Source organism: Streptomyces sp. CGMCC 4.7035 (assembly GCF_031583065.1).
Lineage (GTDB): Bacteria > Actinomycetota > Actinomycetes > Streptomycetales > Streptomycetaceae > Streptomyces > Streptomyces yaanensis.
On record NZ_CP134053.1, the window covers coordinates 1,959,293 to 1,977,564 of the forward strand.

Consider the following 18,272-nt stretch of genomic DNA (forward strand, 5'->3'; position numbering starts at 1 on the left):
CGGCGGAGGCGCGTGACCGGCCTGCGCCGGGACGAGGTGGCCGTGCCGGCCGCCATCAGCACCAACTACTACACCCGCCTGGAACAGGGCCGCATGACCCCCTCCGCGTGTGTGCTGTCCGAGCTTCTTCGGGTCCTGCATCTGAGTGACGACCAGCGGGACCATCTGTTCGAGCCGGCCTGAAGGGAGGCCGGTGGGGCGCGGCGGCGGGCTCCGCAGAAGGCGCACCCCCGGTTGCGTACCGTGCTGAACGAGCTCAGCGTGGCGCCCGGCATGATCCTGGGCCGGTACCTTGACATCCTGGCGTGGAACCCGATGGCCGCCGCCTCGTTCAGCACCGATTTCGCGAAGGTCCCCAGGCCGCGGCGCAACTACGTCCGGCAGCTCGTCACCGACCCGGCCACGAGGTCGCTGTACGCCGACTGGGAGGGCTCCGCTCGTAACGCCGTGGCGGTGTTGCGGCAGCAGGCCGCGAACTGTCCCGACGACCGGAGACTCACCGCCCTCGTCGGTGAGCTGTCGGTGCGCGACGATCAGGCGGCTGGGGTGCTTGAACGCGGAGCCGAGATCAATCCCGAACGCCCGCCAACTCCACCGCCCGGCGACGCAGGGCGAATGACGCGGGGGCGACGGACGAGACCACGGCGAGCACCGCGCAGGCGCCCACGGCCGCACCGATGGCCGTCCAGGGAACCACGATCGTGGTCCGCACCGACAGCAGGCCCAGGGCGCCCCACATGCCCGCCAGGTTGAGCACGGCGACCAGCAGTCCCAGTACTCCGCCGACCGCGACCACCATCAGCGCTTCGGCACCCACCAGCCGCAGCACCTGCCACGTCGTGGCCCCGGCCAGGCGCAGCACGGCCAGGTCGCGGACCCGGTCGGAGGTCGCCATGACCATGGTGTTGGCCAGGGAGATACCGGTGTAGAGCAGGGCGATGCCGAGGACCAGCAGGAAGCCCGTCCGGGTCGTCCCGTCCGTCTCGGGGTGACTCGCCCGGACCCACTGGTCCTTGGTGAGGACCTGCCCGCCCGACGTGTGCACCGCCGCACGCAGTCCGGCGGCCACGGCGTCCGCGTCGGCTCCGCCTGTGAGGGCGACGTCGACCCGATCGACGGTCGCGCCCGGGGCGTTGCGCGGGGTGACGTAGACGCCGTTGCCACCGGTGCCGGTCGTCATCACCGCCACGATCCGGAGCGTTTTCCTCGTGCCGTCGCCGAGCCACACCTGCACCCGCTGCCCCACGGTGTGCCGCTGCCACTCCCGGTTGACGATGATCGAGTCGTCGTCGAGGTCGCTCACCCTCCCGGCCGCGATCGGCAGCCGGGTGGTGGCGGCGAGCGGGCCGGGATCCGCGGCACGGGCCTGAGACCTGACCAGTGACACGCCGTCCTCCAGGACGTGGACGGCACTCGACGAGATCGCGGACACCTCCGTGCCGCGCACCTTGTGCAGCCTGCGCAGCGTCGCCGTGTCGAAGCCCGCGCCGCTCGCCGGGGTGACGACGAAGTCGGCTGCCGTCTGCTCGCGCGTCTCGGCGGCCCTGGCCTCGTTCAGCGTCGCGGTGGCCCCCAGGAGCGAACCCGCGAGGGCGACGGTGACCAGGACGGGCGCCGCGATCGCGGCGGTGCGCCGCACACCGGCGGCGGCGTTCTCCCGCACCAGCATGCCTCCGGCACCGGGCAGTCGGGCCGGGAGCCAGGCGAGCAGCCGGGTCAGCGGGCGCACCACGGCCGGTGCGAGCAGCGCGACCGCGCTGATCAGCAGCATCGGCCGGCTCACATAGGTCTTGCGGTGCAGCAGGTCACCCGGGCCGGTGGCCAGGGCCAGGCCCAGCGTCACGACGGCGGTCAGTAGCAGGACCAGGCCGAGCAGACGGCGGCCCCAGGTCATCGTCCCGGTGTCCACGGACGCCTCGCGCAGCGCCTGGGTGGGGCCGGTTCGGCCCGCCCGCCAGGAGGCGGCCACGACGCCGCACAGCGCGACGCACAGGCCCGTCCAGAACGCCATGTGGTACGGCCAGGTGTGGTCGCCGATGCCGAACCAGCCCGGCGCGAGACCGCCGTCGACGACCCATTCGGCCAGCCGCGGCGCACCGTACGCGCCGAGCACGCAGCCTGCGGCCGAGGCGAGCACGCTGACCATGAGGGCTTCGGCGACGACCAGGCGCCGGATCTGTCCCGGTGTCGCACCGGCGCTGCGCAGCAGCCCGAACTCCCGGCGCCGCTGGGCGACCGCGAACGCGAAGGTGGACGCCACCACGAACACCGACACGAAGGCGGTGACGCCGCCGGCCGTGCCGAACATGGCGTTCATCGCGGTGAGGGCCTTGCTGTCCCGGTCGGGGTCCGGGTCGGCGTAGCGGCGGGCGTCACCGGTGAGGACCCGGACACCGGCGCTGCCGCGCACCGCCCCGCGCACGGCCGCCGCGTCGGCGTCCACGACCAACTGGACACTGATGGGGGACAGTTCCGCGGCGCGCCCGTCGGTGTAGAAGACGGCGTTCTCGAAGCCGCGCCCGGCGACGGTTCCGACGACCCGTACGGTGCCGCGATCGGTCCGTACGCGCTCGCCCGGCTTCGCCCAGGCGCCGCTGACGACGACCTCGTCGGCCGCGCGGGGCGCGTGTCCCGCGTCCAACTCGTACGGGGCGAAGGCGGCGGTGGACCAGGGGTGGCCCACCAGGTCGCCGGGTCCGCCCCGGGCCCGTACGGCGAACGACCGGTCCTCCACTACGGTGCCGAGCTCCTTCAGCTTCGCGACGGCCCCGGCGGGCACGGCGCGCGGGCGGTCGAGCTGGGCCACCCGGTCGCCGACCGGGGTGCGCACCCGCAGGGTGTCCGCTCCTTTGACCACGACCGGCGCGGCGGCGAACCGTTCGGGCCGGCGGTCGGGCGCGTCCAGCGACGAGGCGAGCACCAGGCCCATCACGGCGATCAGTGCGACGCCCAGCGAGAGTGCGACGAAGCTGCCGACGAAGGTGATCCAGCGGGTGCGCAGGGTGCGCAGGGCGACACTCAGCACGGCACGGCCTCCAACTTGGTCATCCGCGCGGCGATGTCGTCGGCGCTCGCCCCGGCCAGTTCGCCGCCCACCCGTCCGTCGACGAGGAAGACGACGCGGTCGGCGTACGAGGCGGCCACCGGGTCGTGCGTGACCATGATGATCGTCTGGCCCTCGCCGTCGACCATGCCGCGCAGCAGCGTCAGCACCTCGCGGCTGGTCCCCGAGTCGAGGGCACCGGTCGGCTCGTCGCCGAACAGCACCTCGGGGCGGGTGATCAGGGCGCGGGCGAGGGCCACGCGCTGCTGCTGGCCGCCGGACATCTCCGTCGGCCGGTGCCGCGCCCGCCCGCCGAGGCCGACCTGTTCCAGTACCTCGCGCACCCGGGCCCTGGAGGGGCGGCGGCCGGCCAGCCGCAGGGGCAGCGCCACGTTCTGCTCGGCGGTCAGGGACGGCAGCAGGTTGAACGACTGGAAGACGAACCCGATGCGTTCGCGCCGCAGCAGCGTCAGCCTGGTCTCGCTCAGCCCGGTCAGCTCCGTCCCGCCCACGGTGACCGACCCCGACATGGGGCGGTCCAGCCCCGCGGCGCACTGCAGCAGGGTCGACTTGCCCGAGCCGGAAGGGCCCATGACGGCGGTGAACGTCCCCGCGGGGAAGGAGAGCGAGACCTCGTCGAGCGCCGCCACGGTGCTGTCGCCCGCCCCGTACCGCCTGCTGACACAGCGCAACCGGATCGCGTCGTTGTCCATCTGTCCCCACTCGTTCGGTGTCGGTCCTCCCGCGCACAGGGCAGGAGGGAAGCCTCGGGAGACGGCACCGGCGGAGCGGTCGTCAACGTCCCGCCTGTCCGGCCTCGTTGATCCGTCTCTTTGCGAGACTCCACGAAACCGCGCGGGACCAGCCCGGCGCAGTGCGGCAGGGCCGAGACCTGAGGTAGGGCCAGGCCTACCCCCGATCCGCACCCTGGACCGATGGTGCTGCCGGTGCGGGTCCTTCTACGGTGACGCCCATGCACCCTCGGAATGTGTGGCAGGCCATGTCCAGGCCGGGTTTCCCGCTGTCGTCGTGGCCGTGGCGTTCGGTCGGGTACCTGCTCACCGGCACGGTGGCCGGCGTTGTCGTCCTCGTGGGGATCGTGACCACGGTGGCCGTCGGCGGCGTTCTCGCCCTCGTGCTGGTGGGACTTCCGCTGCTCGTCCTCGCGGCCCTCGCCGGAATCCCGGTGGCCCGGCTGGAGCGGCGCAGGCTGCGCCTGATCGACCGGGACCCGGCCCACGCCCGGCACCGGCCGCCCGCCGCCAGTGGGCTTCGGTCCTGGCTGACGACGCGCCTGAGGGAGCAGGAGACCTGGCGGGAGCTCGGGTACACCCTGCTCTTCGCGGGGCTGCTGTGGCCGGTCGACGCCCTCGCGATCACGGTCGCCCTGCTCTGCCCGCTGTCCATGGTCGCGACCCCGCTGCTGATGGCCACGGCCGGCGACGGCCGGGAGGCGAAGGTGCTGAAGCTGTGGACGGTCACCACCTGGCCGGCCGCCTTCGGTACCGCCGTGCTCGGGCTCGTCCTCCTGGTCCTGGGTGCCTATGTCCTGGGGGTCGCGGCCGGTGCCCGGGCGGAACTGACGCGCCTGCTGATCGCGCCGCGCGGGGGCGACCTGGGGGCGAAGGTCGTCGAACTGACCCGCTCCCGCGTCCGGTTGGTGGACGCCTTCGAGGCGGAGCGGCGGCGCATCGAGCGCGATCTGCACGACGGGGCCCAGCAGCGGCTGGTGGCGCTGACGATGACGCTGGGCCTGGCCCGCCTGGACGCGCCGCCCGGGCCACTGGCCGACCAACTCGCCAAGGCCCATGAGGAGGCGGGCAAGGCACTCGCTGAGCTGCGCGAAATCGTCCACGGCATCCACCCCAAGGTCCTCGCGGACTACGGCCTGAAGGCGGCGGTCACCGATGCCGCGGACCGCTCCGCGATCCCCGTGGACGTCGACCTGGAGCTGCCCGGACGACTGCCCCAGGCGGTCGAGGCCGCCGCGTACTTCGTGGTGTGCGAGGCCCTCGCCAACATCGCCAAGCACAGCGGGGCGAGTCGCGCGGAGGTGAGCGGCGGACACCGCGACGGGCACTTGTTCCTGCATGTACGCGACGACGGGCGGGGCGGCGCGGACGCCGGGGCCGGCAGCGGGCTGACCGGACTCGCGGACCGGGTGTCGGTGCTGGATGGCAGACTCTCCCTGTCCAGTCCGCCGGGCGGACCGACCCTGCTGCGTGTGGAGTTTCCTTGCGAACGGACCGATCGCTCCGCGTAGTTCTGGCGGAGGACAGCGTGCTGCTGCGGGAAGGGCTCGTCGGCCTGCTCGACCGCTGCGGCCACGAGGTGGTCGCGGCCGTCCCGGACGCCACGGCGCTGGTCACCGCGGTCGAGGAGCACACCCCCGACATCGTCGTGACGGACGTGCGTATGCCCCCCGCGTTCCAGGACGAGGGACTGCGGGCGGCGGTGCGGCTGCGCGAGGAGCGGCCCACGCTGCCCGTCCTGGTGCTCAGCCAGTATGTGCAGCGGACGTACGCCGCCGAACTGCTGGACTCCGGCGACGGATCGGGCGTCGGCTATCTGCTCAAGGACCGGGTCGGGCAGGTCGAGCAGTTCGTGGACGCCCTGTGCGAGGTCGCGGACGGCGGCACCGTCGTCGACCCCGAAGTCGTACGCCAACTGCTGCGCCGCCGCCGCGATCCGCTGGAGCGGCTCACCCCGCGCGAGCGGGAGGTCCTGGCCCTGATCGCGGAGGGTAAGTCGAACGGCGCCATCGCCCGCGAACTGGTGGTGTCCGAGGCGGCGGTGGGCAAGCACATCAGCGGCATCCTCACCAAGCTGGATCTGCCTCCGGCGGACGAGACCCATCGCAGGGTGCTGGCGGTCCTCGCCTATCTGCGGGCGTGACGCGGGAATCCGCTCGTACTGGCCGGCTGGCCGCCGGGGTGCTTTTGAACGCGTTCAATTCGAGGCGTACGCTCATGTCATGAGCGACAGAGCCGCCCTGTTGAAGGGCATTCGCGCCTGGCTGGTCTTCTTCGTCGTCTGCCTGGTGCTCAGCGGCGCCACGGCCTTCCCCCTGGTGCACGAACTGCGCTGGACCGAGGATCTGCTCACCTCACTGTCGGTGCCGGAACGCCTTCCCGCCCTCATGGACTGGATCGAACGCGTACGCCGCGGGCTCGACGCCGCCGACGCCGACCATCCCTTCGTCCTCTACGGCACGGACTGGCTGGCGTTCGCGCACCTCGTGATCGCGGTGGCCTTCTACGGGCCGTACCGCGATCCCGTCCGCAACATCTGGGTCGTCGAGTTCGGGATGATCGCCTGCGCGGGCATCGTTCCGCTCGCCCTGATCTGCGGGCCGATTCGCGGGATCCCCTTCTGGTGGTCGGTGATCGACATGTCGTTCGGGGTCTTCGGGATCGTGCCGCTGTACGTCGTACGGAAGAAGATCAAGCGACTGGAGGCGCTCGCGGTGAACACGTCTCTGGTGCCTGCCACTTGAGGGCAGCCGGTTGAGGGTCGCCATTGAGGGGCTCGCGCCGAGGGCCTGCCTGCGTCCGCCGCCCCGGCCCCCGGGAGTGCGAAAAAACTGTTATCCCGTCACCCAGTGCTCCGTCTCCTTGGTGTCCCCTGTTCCCGACGCGCTCCGGCGGGAGCCGTCGTGGACCGCCCGTCCCGGCGTTCACGGCCGTGGCCGAGACTGTATGTCCACAAGGCGGTACGACGACCGTGGAAAGGACGCACGTGGAGACCCGGCAGTGGCGTACGACGATCTCGGCTGCGCAGGACGGCGACCGGCAGGCGCTGGACGAGCTGGTCGCGGGGTGGCTGCCGCTCGTCTACAACATCGTCGGCCGCGCCCTCAACGGTCACGCGGACGTCGACGACGTCGTACAGGAGACGATGCTGCGGGCCGTCGACAACCTCGGCACGCTGCGCGATCCGGACAGTTTCCGCTCCTGGCTGGTCGCCATCGCGATGCGGCAGATACGGGACCGGGCGCGCCGCCGGACGCCCGAGCCGCTGGCCTCCGACGCGGGCGACCGGGCCGCCGACTTCGCCGAACTCACCGTGTTGCGGCTCCAGTTGGAGGGTCAGCGGCGTGAGGTCGCGGAGGCGGTGCGCTGGCTCGACGACGAGGACCGGCAGTTGCTGTCGCTGTGGTGGCTGGAGGTCGCGGGCGAACTGACCCGCCGTGAACTGGCCGCCGCGGTCGGCATCAGCAGGCAGCACGCCGCCGTGCGGGTGCAGCGGATGAAGGCGCGCCTGGAGGTGGCGCGCGGCATCGTACGGGCGCTGGAGGGGGCCTGCCCGGAGCTGGACGCCGTCACCGCCCGCTGGGACGGCCGGCCCGGTTCGGTGTGGCGCAAGCGGCTGGCCCGGCACATCCGTGGCTGCGCGTACTGCGCGGGTGCGGAGGAGAGCGTCGTACCCGCCGAACGGCTGCTGGTCGGGATCGCGCTCGTGCCCGTGCCGGCCGGCTTCACCCTGTCGCTGGCGCTCGGCGGCAAGACGTCCGCGGCGGCCGCCTCCGTCGGCTGGTCCGCCAAGGTGCTCGGCGCGCTCACCAAGCCCGCCGTGGCGGTGACGGCGGGCGCGACGATCGCGGCGGGCGGGGCGTACGTCGTCACGCACCCCTCCGACGACCCGCCCCCGCGGGCCGTCATCGCCCCCACGGCATCGTCGAGCCCGTCACGGACACTTTCCGCGACGCCGACAAGACCGCCGTCACCGTCGCCATCCCCGTCGCCATCCCCGTCGCCCTCGCCGTCGCCCTCGAAGACGGCGACCGACCTCTACGGCACGGTCGTGGACGCCGTCGACCGCGCGCCCGCCGCCGACGCCCGGCCCGGAACGCTGCCCCACCGCCCCGAGTCCGGGATCACCAGCACCGGCGGCCCGAAGGCCGTGATGCAGCACCGCGGGGAAAGCGTGACGCTCACGGGCCAGGGCTACGTCCTGGTGCGCTGGCAGATCTCGCCGAAGAGCCGGCCGGGCTCCCTGGTCATGCCGACCTGGACCGGTCTCAAGGGGAAGCTGTTCCATGTCGCCTCGGGCGGCGGCCGCCGCATGGACGACCCTCTCCAGGGGAGCCCCGACGGCTACGCGACCGGCATGGGCGGACCGACCATCGGATACGCGGTCCTGCCGGGCGGCACACAGCAGATGTGGCAGAACGAGTACTTCTACCTCGACGGTTCGGTCATCCTCACCCAGAACGAGCGGGGCTGCGACTACGGCCTGACCGTCTTCCCGTCGAACTGGGACGCGGTGAACGCCGACGTCCTGACCGGCCCCGCCCAGGGCGCGATCCGCTACGGCCTGATCCGCGACAACGGCAAGGACACCGCCCCGGTGCCCCAGTACGCCACCCGCTCGACCCCGACGGACCCGGCGACGGTCGAACAGCGGTCGCGCGTGTAGCGGTTGGCTGCGACGACGAACTCGGAACCCGTCAACTGGCAGCTCTCCACGACCGAGTTGATCACCCGCTCGCCGGACCGAACGCAGCTCGCCGAGCCGCCGGCGACTGCCGTGGCCGCGGGGATCGCCGGGGCCACCCTGTCCGCCGGGATGGCCGAGGCCCGGACATGGGCGCGTGACGCCCGTTCGTCAGCCCCCGCGCACCGCGCGCAGCGCGTCGATGCGGTTCGTCGTGATCGAGTCCACGCCCAGGTCGAGCAGGCGTCGCATCGAGCGGCGGGTGTCGGGGGTCCAGACGGACAGCAGGTGGCCGCCCTGGCGCACCCGCGCCGCGAGGTCGTGGTCGACCAGCGCGAAGCGGTAGTTGAGCCAGCGCGGGCGTACCGCGTCGAGCAGGGCGGGCCGCGGCGGGGCCAGGGTCGTCCAGGTCAGGGCGATCTCCGCCGAGGGGTCGGCGGCCCGGACCGCCAGCATGGTCTGCGCGCCCGCGCAGTAGTACACCCGCTCCTCGGCCCCGCACTGCCGCACGACGTCCATGATCCGGCGCACGGCCCGGACCGAGGGCCCGCCCGGCAGGTCGATCATGACCCGGTGTCCGTCGGTGGCCGCCAGGGCGTCCGCCAGCGTCGGCACCCCGCCCGCCGTCAGCCCCCGCACCTCGTCGGAGGAGAGCGCGGCGAGCGGCCGGTCCTGCCCCCACAGCCGCTTCAGCGTCTCGTCGTGCAGCAGTACGGGGACGCCGTCCCGGGTGAGCCGTACGTCGATCTCGACCGCGTCCGCGCCCTGCTGGAGCGCGGAACGCAGCGATTCGATGGTGTTCTCGCGGTGGCGGTAGGGGGTGCCGCGGTGGGCGACGGCAGTCACGGTGCGCATGGGGTCAATTGTGGTGGTGCTCAGGGCGCGAGCCACGCCGAGGTGTACGCGTCGATCTCGGCGGCCAGCTTCGCCTTGCCGGCGTCGTCGAGGAAGGACGCCTCCACCGCGTTCTTGGCGAGGTCGGCGAGCCCCCGCTCGTCGAGGTCCAGCAGCCGCGCGGCCACCGCGTACTCGCCGTTGAGGTCGGTGCCGAACATCGGCGGGTCGTCCGAGTTGACGGTGACGAGCACACCGGCGCGCACGAACTCCTTGATGGGGTGCTCGTCGAGCGTGCGGACCGCGCGCGTGGCGATGTTGGAGGTCGGGCAGACCTCCAGCGGGATGCGGTGCTCGGCGAGGTGGGCGAGCAGCTTCGGGTCCCGGGCGGAGCTGGTGCCGTGCCCGATGCGCTCGGCCCGCAGCTCGTTCAGGGCGTCCCAGACCGTCTCGGGCCCGGTGGTCTCGCCCGCGTGCGGCACCGACCGCAGCCCGGCGGCTATGGCCCGGTCGAAGTAGGGCTTGAACTGCGGCCGGGGGACACCGATCTCGGGCCCGCCGAGGCCGAACGAGACGAGCCCCTCGGGGCGCAGCCGGTCGTCGGTGGCGAGCCGTGCCGTCTCCTCGGCGGATTCGAGCCCCGCTTCGCCGGGGATGTCGAAGCACCAGCGCAGAACGGTCCCGAACTCGGCCTCCGCCGCCTTGCGGGCGTCCTCGATGGCGTCCATGAAGGCGCGCTCGTCGATACCGCGGCGGGTCGACGAGAACGGCGTGATCGTCAGCTCGGCGTAGCGGACCTGCTGCCGGGCCATGTCGCGGGCCACCTCGTACGTCAGCAGACGCACGTCCTCGGGGGTTCGGATGAGGTCGACGACGGACAGATACACCTCGATGAAGTGGGCGAAGTCCGTGAACGTGAAGTAGTCGGCGAGCGCCTCGGGGTCGGTGGGCACCTGGGAGTCGGGGTGGCGGGCGGCCAGTTCCGAGACGATGCGGGGGGAGGCGGAGCCGACGTGGTGCACGTGCAGTTCGGCCTTGGGCAGTCCGGCGATGAAGGCGTGCAGATCGCGCACGGCACCGGTGTCGCGGTGGTCGGTCAAGGGGTCCTCCCCGGGGAACGGCGCCCCCGCGCCGGGATGGGCGAGCGGGGACGCGGGTGATCGGCTGATCGGTGACTCGGGGACGATCCTAGGCATACGTCCCGGCCTGCGTGGATCCGGTCGGGGGTACGGGTGGGCGGTCGGGTCGCGGAGGCGGGGGTGGGGGAGCCCCGGGTGGGGCTCGGTCGTAGCATGTCGGGGCCAAGGAACAAGGGGGGCGGGTCGTGAGCGAGGAAGCACATCCGGAACAGGGCGCCGCAGCGGGTGCGGACAACCCGTGGGCGCCGCCGGAACAGAAGATATCGATGGACAAGGCGGGCACCGGGCAGCCACCGGCCGGCGAACCCGCGGTGGGCGGACCGCCGTCGTCGTTCCACGCACCACACAGCGGGGGCGGCGCGCCGCCGGTGAACGGCGGGTTCGCTCCACCCGCTTCGGGTCCCGCCCACGGCGCCCCCGCGGGCGCACCCGTGCCCGGCGCGCCGAACCCGGGCGAGCAGGGTTTCCCCGTACCGCCGCCGCCGACCGCGCCCGCGGACCCCGGCGCATTCCCCTACGCGACACCGGGCGGCTACGGCTACCCCGTGCCGCCGGGCTACCCGGGCTACCCGGGTTACGGCTGGCCCGGCCTGCCGATGCCCCCGCGCAACGGTCTCGGCATCGCGGCCATGGTGCTCGGCATCCTCTCGGTGTGCCTCTTCTGCATGTACGGCGTGGTCTCCCTGATCCTGGGAATCATCGCGGTGGTCCTCGGGATCAAGGGCCGCAAACGGGCCGACCAGGGCGAGGCCGACAACCGTGGGCAGGCCCAGGCGGGATTCATCCTCGGCATCATCGGGATCATCCTCGGTATCGCCGTGATGGCCCTGATGATCATCGGGATCGTGGGCGCGATCAACGACGAGGAAACGCGGTACTCCGACTCGCCCTATGTCGGTGACGCGCTCACGACGTCGGCACCCGTGCTGTTCCACGACTGACACCGGCGACCGGCTGAGTCCACCTGTCATGAGGACGGTTCCCACACGTGTGGGAACCGTCCTCATGCGTCTGTGCGGTGTGACATCGCCGCAGCTCCCGGTCGCGGGACGTCCAGCATCCGGCTGGTGGACGACGCCCTGGTGTCGCACCGGCCCGGCGGGCACGCCACAGGCCGACGGCGGGGCGGTGCGGGGCCCGGCGGGGCACCGACTCCGCAGTCGGCCGCCGCTGTTCCGCGGCGGCCTCGGCAATCGGTGCCCCACCGAGAACCGCGAGTCGCACGAGCGTGTCCCGAGCCACCGGCCGGGCCGCTCCGGCGAGCCGTCCCGTCGGAGTCACCGTGTCACGGCCGCGCGGCCAACCGCTCCCGCGCCTCCATCAGCGCGAACCCCAGCAGGTTCGGCCCCCGCCACCGCTGCGGATCCGTCGCCCGTTCGTCGTCCGCCGCCAGCCCGATGCCCCACACCCGGTCCACCGGGCTGGCCTCGACGAGCACGCGGTTCTTCGTGCCCAGCAGAAACGCCCGCAGATCGGCATGCGCGGTGAACTTGTGGACGCTGCCCTCGGCCACGATCCCGAAGCGCTCGCGCTCCCATATGGCGTCGTCGAAGCCGCGCACCAGCCGTCCCGCCTTCTTGGCGAGCGCCGGGTTGGGCGCCTCGATGGCCTTCCGCTCAGCCTCCGCGTCGTCGAAGAGCCGCGCCTTCGACGCCATCATCCAGTGCTCCGCCGTCGCGTACTTGACGCCGTCCACCGTGAACGGCGACGGCCACCACTGGCTCAGACAGCTCGCCCCGATCTGTCCGTCCGGCCGCGGCCGATGGCCCCAGAAGTGCAGGTACTTGACCCTCGCCCCCGCCTGGACCTCCCTGACCAGGGCTTCCCAAGAATCGATCTTCCCCATGCACGCGAGTGTGGCACGCACCACTGACACTCCGTCCCTCCTTTATCGGCGGGACTCGACACCTGGTCGACAGATTCCGTCGCGTAACCAAAAGGCAACAACGGAATCACTTGTTGGCGTCCACTTGCTCTGTCAGGATCGGCACTCAAATCGAGCTGGAGCTACGCAAGCCCCCGCGGTGGAGGCGGGCCGGCGGCGGAGGAGAGCGACATGCACAATCCGGGCGACACCGGCCACGCCGACACCCGCAACCAGACGCAGGACGACGTACGGGAACGTTTCGCGGACGGTGCGCAGTACATCGCGGGCAGACCGGCCAGGGGCACGTCGGGCCGTACGCACGCGGTGGTCGACCCCTCGACGGGCGCCGAGGTGTACACGTACGAGCTGGCCGGCACCGAGGACGTCGACCGTGCCGTGGCCGCCGCCCGCGCCGCCTTCCCCGGCTGGTCCGCCGCCACCCCGGGCGAGCGCTCCGACGCGCTGCACCGTTTCGCCGCCGTCCTCGCCGACCGCGCCGAGGAGTTCGCCCGTGTCGAGTCCCTCCAGTGCGGCAAACCCCTCAAGCTGACGCGGGAGTTCGACGTCCCGGGCACGATCGACAACACCGCCTTCTTCGCCGGTGCCGCCCGGCACCTCCAGGGACAGTCGGCCGGTGAGTACTCCGGCGACCACACCTCGTACGTCCGCCGCGAACCCATCGGCGTCATCGGCTCCATCGCGCCCTGGAACTACCCCCTCCAGATGGCCGCCTGGAAGATCCTCCCGGCGATCGCCGCGGGCAACACGATCGTCCTCAAGCCCGCCGAGCTCACCCCGCTGACCTCGCTGCTGTTCGCCCGGGCAGCCACGGAGGCCGGCATCCCGGACGGCGTCATCAACATCGTCACCGGCACCGGCAAGGAGGCGGGCGAGCACCTCGTCGGCCACCCCGACGTTGCCATGACCTCCTTCACCGGCTCGACCCCCGTCGGCAGGCGCGTCGCCGAGATCGCCACCGCCACCGTCAAGCGCATCCACCTGGAACTCGGCGGCAAGGCGCCCTTCGTCGTCTTCGACGACGCCGACCTCGACGCCGCCGTGAACGGCGCGGTCGCGGGCGCGCTCATCAACACCGGCCAGGACTGCACGGCCGCCACGCGCGCGTACGTGCAGCGTCCCCTCTATGACGAGTTCGTCGCGCGGACCGCCGCACTCATGGAGACGGTCCGCCTCGGCGACCCCTTCGCCCCCGGCACCGACCTCGGCCCGCTGATCTCGCACGTCCAGCGCGACCGCGTGGCCGCCTTCGTCGACCGGGCGCGTGCCTACGCGCGCGTGGTGACCGGCGGAGAGGCTCCTGGGGGAGATCTCAAGAACGGCGCGTACTATCGGCCCACCCTCGTCGCCGACGCACCCCAGGACAGCGAGATCGTGCAGTCCGAGATCTTCGGGCCCGTGCTCGTCGTCCTGCCCTTCGACAGCGACGACGAAGGCATCCGGCTCGCCAACGACACCCCGTACGGCCTCGCCGCCTCCGCCTGGAGCCGCGACGTCTACCGGGCGAACCGCGCCACCCGCGAGATCAAGGCGGGCTGCGTGTGGGTCAACGACCACATCCCGATCATCAGCGAGATGCCTCACGGCGGCTACAAGGCGTCCGGCTTCGGCAAGGACATGTCCTCGTACTCGTTCGAGGAGTACACGCAGGTAAAGCACGTCATGTTCGACAATACGGCGGTGGTCAGGAAGGACTGGCACCGCACGATCTTCGGGGACCGATAGCAGAACAGGCCGCCTGACCCGCGGCCGCACACCCTCCCGAAAGGGCACCACGCGCATGGAGCAGTACGAGCCCGACCGCCTCTCCCCGGCCCAAGTGGCCGCCATGCGGCGCAGCTTCCGCAACGGCAGGGCCTCCCTCACCCGCCGTTCGCTGTTGCGCGCCTCCGCGGGCGGCGCGCTCGCGCTGGGCGGCCTCGGGTCGCTCAGCGCCTGCGGGATCCCCGCGGCCGGCAAGACGCAGGGCGGCACGTCCGCCACGGACCACTCGGCCAAGGAGAAGGTCGTCAACTTCTCCAACTGGACCGAGTACATCGACGTCGACGACAGCGGGAAGCACCATCCGACGCTCGACGCTTTCCGCAAGCGGACCGGCATCACGGTCAAGTACACCGAGGACATCAACGACAACAACGAGTTCTTCGGCAAGATCAAGCCGCAGCTCGCCGCGGGCCAGGACACCGGCCGCGACATCATCGTCCTCACCGACTGGCTGGCCGCCCGGCTGATCCGCCTCGGATGGGCCCAGAAACTGGACCCGTCCAACCTGCCGCACGCCTACACCAACCTGTCGGCGCAGTTCCGCAACCCGGACTGGGACCCGGGCCGCGCCTACTCCTACCCCTGGCAGGGCATCTCGACCGTCATCGCCTACAACAAGAAGGCGCTCGACGGCATCGAGGTCAAGTCGGTCTCCGACCTGCTCGACAACCCCAAGCTCAAGGGCCGTGTCGGCTTTCTCTCCGAGATGCGCGACAGCATCGGCATGACGCTGCTCGACATGGGCAAGGACCCGGCGAAGTTCACCGACGACGACTTCGACGCGGTGATCGCCCGCCTCCAGAAGGCCGTCGACAACGGCCAGATCCGCCGCTTCACCGGCAACGACTACACGTCCGACCTCACCAAGGGCGACTTCGCGGCCTGCATCGCCTGGGCAGGCGACGTCGTCCAGCTCAAGGCGGACAGCCCGGACATCGACTTCCTGATCCCCGACAGCGGGTACATGACGTCGACCGACAACATGCTGGTTCCCAACAAGGCGCGTCACAAGACGAACGCCGAGCGGCTCATGGACTTCTACTACGAGCCCGAGCAGGCCGCCGCGCTCGCCGCCTACATCAACTACGTGACGCCCGTCGACGGCGTGAAACCCTACCTCGCGAAGATCGACGAGGACGCGGCCGACAACCCGTTGATCATTCCCGACAAGGCCATGGCCGCGAAGTCCCACGCCTTCCGCTCGCTGACGCAGAAGGAAGAGACGGCCTACGAAGAGAAGTTCGCGAAGCTCACAGGGGCGTGACGAAGATGACGACAGACAACAGCGGCGATGTCCGCCTCTCCGGGATCAGCAAGACCTACGGCTCCTTCACCGCCGTGCACCCGCTCGACCTGACCGTGCCACAGGGCTCCTTCTTCGCCCTGCTCGGCGCCTCCGGCTGCGGCAAGACCACCACCCTGCGCATGATCGCCGGCCTGGAGGAACCTTCCTCCGGAACGGTCCGCCTCGGCGACCAGGAGGTGACGCACCTGCCCCCGTACAAACGGCCGGTGAACACGGTCTTCCAGTCCTATGCCCTCTTCCCGCACCTCGACATCTTCGAGAACGTCGCCTTCGGCCTGCGCCGGCGCGGCATCAAGTCGGTGAAGAAACAGGTCGAGGAGATGCTCGACCTCGTGCAACTCGGTGAGCAGGCACGCAAGAAGCCGCACCAGCTCTCCGGCGGCCAGCAGCAGCGCGTCGCCGTGGCCCGCGCGCTGATCAACCACCCCAAGGTGCTCCTGCTCGACGAGCCCCTCGGCGCCCTCGACCTCAAGCTGCGCCGCCAGATGCAGCTGGAGCTCAAGCGCATCCAGACCGAGGTCGGCATCACCTTCATCCATGTCACGCACGACCAGGAGGAGGCCATGACCATGGCCGACACGGTCGCCGTGATGAACGCGGGCCGCGTCGAACAGCTCGGCTCGCCCGCCGACCTCTACGAGAACCCGCAGACCACGTTCGTCGCCAACTTCCTCGGCACCTCGAACCTGATCGAGGCCGAGGTCGACACCAGGAGCGGCGACGAGATCGTGCTGAAGGCGGGCGGCGGCAAGCTCCTGCTCCCCGAGGCGCGATGTTCCGCCCCGACGACGACCGGCGGCAAGGTGCTGGTCGGCGTGCGGCCGGAGAAAATATCCCTCACCCACGCCGACGACGCGGGCGAGATACCCGAGGGCCGCAACCGCATCACCGGAAAGATCGCCGACACCAGTTTCATCGGCGTCTCCACGCAGTACGTCATCGACAGCCCGGTCTGCCCCGAGTTCGAGGTCTACGTCCAGAACATCGACCGTGATTCCCGGCTGGTGCCCGGAGCCGACGTCGTCCTGCACTGGAACCCGGCCCACACCTTCGGCCTGGACGCGGCGCAGGACATCGACGCGGGCGTAGAGACGGTGGAAGAGGGGGCCGCCGCCTGATGGCCACTGTCACCGAGGCGCCCCCACCCCTCGCGCCCACCGCCCCCGAGCAGAAGCCGCCCCGCAAGCGCGGCCGTCTCGTGCCGTACTGGCTGCTGCTGCCCGGCATCCTCTGGCTGATCGTCTTCTTCGCGCTGCCGATGATCTACCAGGCCTCCACCTCCGTGCAGACGGGTTCCCTGGAGCAGGGCTACAAGGTCACCTGGCACTTCGCGACCTACTGGGACGCGCTGTCCGAGTACTGGCCACAGTTCCTGCGCTCGGTCGCCTACGCGGCCGCCGCGACGCTCCTGTGCCTGGTCCTCGGCTACCCGCTGGCGTATCTGATCGCCTTCCGCGCGGGCCGCTGGCGCAACCTGATCATGATCCTGGTGATCGCACCGTTCTTCACCAGCTTCCTGATCCGCACGCTCGCCTGGAAGACGATCCTCTCCGACAGCGGCCCGGTCGTCAGCACCCTGAACACGCTGCACGTCCTGGACGTCACCAACTGGCTCGGCTGGACCGCCGGTGACCGCGTGCTGGCCACACCGCTCGCGGTGGTCTGCGGTCTGACGTACAACTTCCTGCCGTTCATGATCCTGCCCCTGTACACCTCCCTCGAACGCATCGACGGACGCCTCCACGAGGCGGCGGGCGATCTGTACGCCAAGCCGATCACGACCTTCCGGAAGGTCACCTTCCCGCTGTCGATGCCCGGCGTGGTCTCGGGCACGCTGCTGACCTTCATTCCGGCGGCCGGCGACTACGTGAACGCCGACCTGCTCGGCTCCACCGACACCCGCATGGTCGGCAACGTCATCCAGACGCAGTTCCTGCGGATTCTCGACTATCCGACGGCCGCGGCGCTCTCGTTCATCCTGATGGCCGCGATCCTCTTCATGGTGACCGTCTACATCCGTAAGTCCGGGACGGAGGATCTGGTCTAAATGCCCTTCGTCAACTGGCTCAAGCGCAATCTCGTCGTCATCGCGGGACTGCTGACACTCGGATATCTCCTGCTGCCGAACGTCGTCGTCACGGTGTTCTCCTTCAACAAACCGAAGGGCCGCTTCAACTACGAATGGCAGCAGTTCTCGCTGGACGCCTGGAAGGACCCGTGCGGCGTCGCCGACATGTGCGGCTCGCTGTCCATCAGCCTCCAGATCGCCGTGTGGGCGACCATCGGCGCCACGATCCTCGGCACGATGATCGCCTTCGCGCTGGTCCGCTACCGCTTCCGCGCACGCGGCGCCGTGAACTCGCTGATCTTCCTGCCCATGGCGATGCCCGAGGTCGTCATGGCGGCCTCGCTGCTCACCCTGTTCCTCAACATGGGCGCGCAGTTGGGCTTCTGGACGATCCTCATCGCCCACATCATGTTCTGCCTCAGCTTCGTCGTGACCGCCGTCAAGGCGCGTGTCATGTCGATGGACCCGAGGCTGGAACAGGCCGCACAGGACCTCTACGCCGGCCCGTTCCAGACCTTCCTCCGGGTCACTCTGCCGATCGCGGCGCCCGGAATCGCCGCGGGCGCGCTGCTCGCCTTCGCGCTCTCTTTCGACGATTTCATCATCACCAATTTCAACGCGGGTTCGACCGTCACGTTCCCCATGTTCGTCTGGGGTTCGGCACAGCGCGGAACACCCGTTCAGATCAATGTCATCGGCACGACGATGTTCATCGTCGCCGTACTGTTCGTCCTGGTCTCCATGGCCATCGGCAACCGCCGAAATCGCCAGAAGGCATAAGCCGCTCGGCGTGATAC

15 protein-coding genes and 2 pseudogenes are annotated in these 18,272 nt (G+C 70.9%); 12 read left to right on the forward strand and 5 right to left on the reverse strand.

Annotation, left to right across the window (positions count from 1 at the left end):
- Nucleotides 1–12: 12 nt before the first annotated feature.
- Together Q2K21_RS08280 and Q2K21_RS08285 are read left to right on the forward strand one after the other, a co-directional pair.
- Entirely contained in the window at nt 13–183 is a 171-nt protein-coding gene (locus tag Q2K21_RS08280; RefSeq protein WP_310768216.1) for a helix-turn-helix domain-containing protein, read from the forward strand.
- Between the two features lie 51 nt (nt 184–234).
- A pseudogene (locus Q2K21_RS08285) lies at nt 235–546 on the forward strand (MmyB family transcriptional regulator); the annotation flags it as partial.
- A gap of 22 nt (nt 547–568) precedes the next feature.
- On the opposite strand, the gene Q2K21_RS08290 reads toward Q2K21_RS08285, so the two are convergent.
- Nucleotides 569–3,025: an ABC transporter permease gene (locus tag Q2K21_RS08290; protein ID WP_310768218.1), complete on the reverse strand. Its 2,457-nt coding sequence runs from the start codon at nt 3,023–3,025 to the stop codon at nt 569–571.
- Nucleotides 3,019–3,756 (reverse strand): ABC transporter ATP-binding protein, encoded by a 738-nt coding sequence (locus tag Q2K21_RS08295; protein ID WP_310768222.1) that lies wholly within the window; start codon nt 3,754–3,756, stop codon nt 3,019–3,021. Before Q2K21_RS08295 ends, Q2K21_RS08290 begins: the two co-directional genes overlap by 7 nt.
- Before the next feature lie 287 nt (nt 3,757–4,043).
- Between Q2K21_RS08295 and Q2K21_RS08300 the strand changes: the two genes are divergently transcribed.
- From Q2K21_RS08300 to Q2K21_RS08315, 4 genes are all read left to right on the forward strand, one after another.
- Nucleotides 4,044–5,306, forward strand: a complete 1,263-nt coding sequence (locus Q2K21_RS08300) for a sensor histidine kinase (RefSeq protein WP_310780712.1) — start codon at nt 4,044–4,046, stop codon at nt 5,304–5,306.
- Nucleotides 5,279–5,938 carry a response regulator transcription factor gene (locus tag Q2K21_RS08305; protein WP_310768224.1) on the forward strand — a complete coding sequence of 220 codons (660 nt, stop codon included), beginning with the start codon at nt 5,279–5,281 and terminating at the stop codon, nt 5,936–5,938. Before Q2K21_RS08300 ends, Q2K21_RS08305 begins: the two co-directional genes overlap by 28 nt.
- Nucleotides 5,939–6,017: 79 nt before the next feature.
- Nucleotides 6,018–6,539: a hypothetical protein gene (locus Q2K21_RS08310; protein ID WP_310768226.1), complete on the forward strand. Its 522-nt coding sequence runs from the start codon at nt 6,018–6,020 to the stop codon at nt 6,537–6,539.
- Between the two features lie 227 nt (nt 6,540–6,766).
- Nucleotides 6,767–8,461, forward strand: coding sequence for an RNA polymerase sigma factor (locus tag Q2K21_RS08315; RefSeq protein WP_386276014.1), 1,695 nt, complete (start codon nt 6,767–6,769; stop codon nt 8,459–8,461).
- Nucleotides 8,462–8,650: 189 nt separating this feature from the next.
- Here the strand turns inward: Q2K21_RS08315 and Q2K21_RS08320 are convergent, their stop codons facing one another.
- Together Q2K21_RS08320 and Q2K21_RS08325 are read right to left on the reverse strand one after the other, a co-directional pair.
- Nucleotides 8,651–9,334 (reverse strand): glycerophosphodiester phosphodiesterase, encoded by a 684-nt coding sequence (locus Q2K21_RS08320; RefSeq protein ID WP_310768227.1) that lies wholly within the window; start codon nt 9,332–9,334, stop codon nt 8,651–8,653.
- Nucleotides 9,335–9,354: 20 nt separating this feature from the next.
- A pseudogene (locus Q2K21_RS08325) lies at nt 9,355–10,474 on the reverse strand (adenosine deaminase).
- A 163-nt stretch (nt 10,475–10,637) separates the two neighbouring features.
- Between Q2K21_RS08325 and Q2K21_RS08330 the strand changes: the two are divergent.
- Nucleotides 10,638–11,393, forward strand: coding sequence for a DUF4190 domain-containing protein (locus tag Q2K21_RS08330; RefSeq protein WP_310768229.1), 756 nt, complete (start codon nt 10,638–10,640; stop codon nt 11,391–11,393).
- Between the two features lie 344 nt (nt 11,394–11,737).
- On the opposite strand, the gene Q2K21_RS08335 is transcribed toward Q2K21_RS08330, so the two are convergent.
- Nucleotides 11,738–12,298, reverse strand: a complete 561-nt coding sequence (locus tag Q2K21_RS08335; RefSeq protein ID WP_310768231.1) for an NADAR family protein — start codon at nt 12,296–12,298, stop codon at nt 11,738–11,740.
- A gap of 210 nt (nt 12,299–12,508) precedes the next feature.
- Here Q2K21_RS08335 and Q2K21_RS08340 point away from each other — a divergent pair, with 210 nt between their 5' ends.
- Genes Q2K21_RS08340 through Q2K21_RS08360 form a run of 5 tightly spaced genes read left to right on the forward strand, consistent with a single transcriptional unit; the run spans nt 12,509 to nt 18,255 of the window.
- Nucleotides 12,509–14,062: a gamma-aminobutyraldehyde dehydrogenase gene (locus tag Q2K21_RS08340; RefSeq protein ID WP_310768233.1), complete on the forward strand. Its 1,554-nt coding sequence runs from the start codon at nt 12,509–12,511 to the stop codon at nt 14,060–14,062.
- A gap of 55 nt (nt 14,063–14,117) precedes the next feature.
- Nucleotides 14,118–15,365, forward strand: a complete 1,248-nt coding sequence (locus Q2K21_RS08345; RefSeq protein WP_310768235.1) for a polyamine ABC transporter substrate-binding protein — start codon at nt 14,118–14,120, stop codon at nt 15,363–15,365.
- A gap of 5 nt (nt 15,366–15,370) precedes the next feature.
- A complete protein-coding gene (locus Q2K21_RS08350) occupies nt 15,371–16,525 on the forward strand; it encodes an ABC transporter ATP-binding protein (protein WP_310768238.1) in 1,155 nt (384 codons plus the stop codon).
- Complete coding sequence (locus Q2K21_RS08355; RefSeq protein WP_310768240.1) at nt 16,525–17,454, forward strand: ABC transporter permease; 930 nt, start codon at nt 16,525–16,527, stop codon at nt 17,452–17,454. Before Q2K21_RS08350 ends, Q2K21_RS08355 begins: the two co-directional genes overlap by 1 nt.
- On the forward strand, nt 17,455–18,255 hold the full coding sequence (locus tag Q2K21_RS08360; protein ID WP_310768242.1) for an ABC transporter permease: 801 nt from the start codon (nt 17,455–17,457) through the stop codon (nt 18,253–18,255). It begins immediately after the preceding gene.
- Nucleotides 18,256–18,272 lie beyond the last annotated feature (17 nt).

What these genes read in the sequence shown, in the direction of transcription:
- Q2K21_RS08310 (WP_310768226.1), top strand. Translation starts at nt 6,018, where the DNA reads ATGAGCGACAGAGCCGCCCTGTTGAAGGGCATTCGCGCCTGGCTGGTC.
- Q2K21_RS08345 (WP_310768235.1), top strand. Translation starts at nt 14,118, where the DNA reads ATGGAGCAGTACGAGCCCGACCGCCTCTCCCCGGCCCAAGTGGCCGCC.
- Q2K21_RS08300 (WP_310780712.1), top strand. Translation starts at nt 4,044, where the DNA reads ATGTCCAGGCCGGGTTTCCCGCTGTCGTCGTGGCCGTGGCGTTCGGTC.
- Q2K21_RS08360 (WP_310768242.1), top strand. Translation starts at nt 17,455, where the DNA reads ATGCCCTTCGTCAACTGGCTCAAGCGCAATCTCGTCGTCATCGCGGGA.
- Q2K21_RS08355 (WP_310768240.1), top strand. Translation starts at nt 16,525, where the DNA reads ATGGCCACTGTCACCGAGGCGCCCCCACCCCTCGCGCCCACCGCCCCC.
- Q2K21_RS08295 (WP_310768222.1), bottom strand. Translation starts at nt 3,756, where the DNA reads ATGGACAACGACGCGATCCGGTTGCGCTGTGTCAGCAGGCGGTACGGG.
- Q2K21_RS08320 (WP_310768227.1), bottom strand. Translation starts at nt 9,334, where the DNA reads ATGCGCACCGTGACTGCCGTCGCCCACCGCGGCACCCCCTACCGCCAC.
- Q2K21_RS08335 (WP_310768231.1), bottom strand. Translation starts at nt 12,298, where the DNA reads ATGGGGAAGATCGATTCTTGGGAAGCCCTGGTCAGGGAGGTCCAGGCG.
- Q2K21_RS08340 (WP_310768233.1), top strand. Translation starts at nt 12,509, where the DNA reads ATGCACAATCCGGGCGACACCGGCCACGCCGACACCCGCAACCAGACG.
- Q2K21_RS08350 (WP_310768238.1), top strand. Translation starts at nt 15,371, where the DNA reads ATGACGACAGACAACAGCGGCGATGTCCGCCTCTCCGGGATCAGCAAG.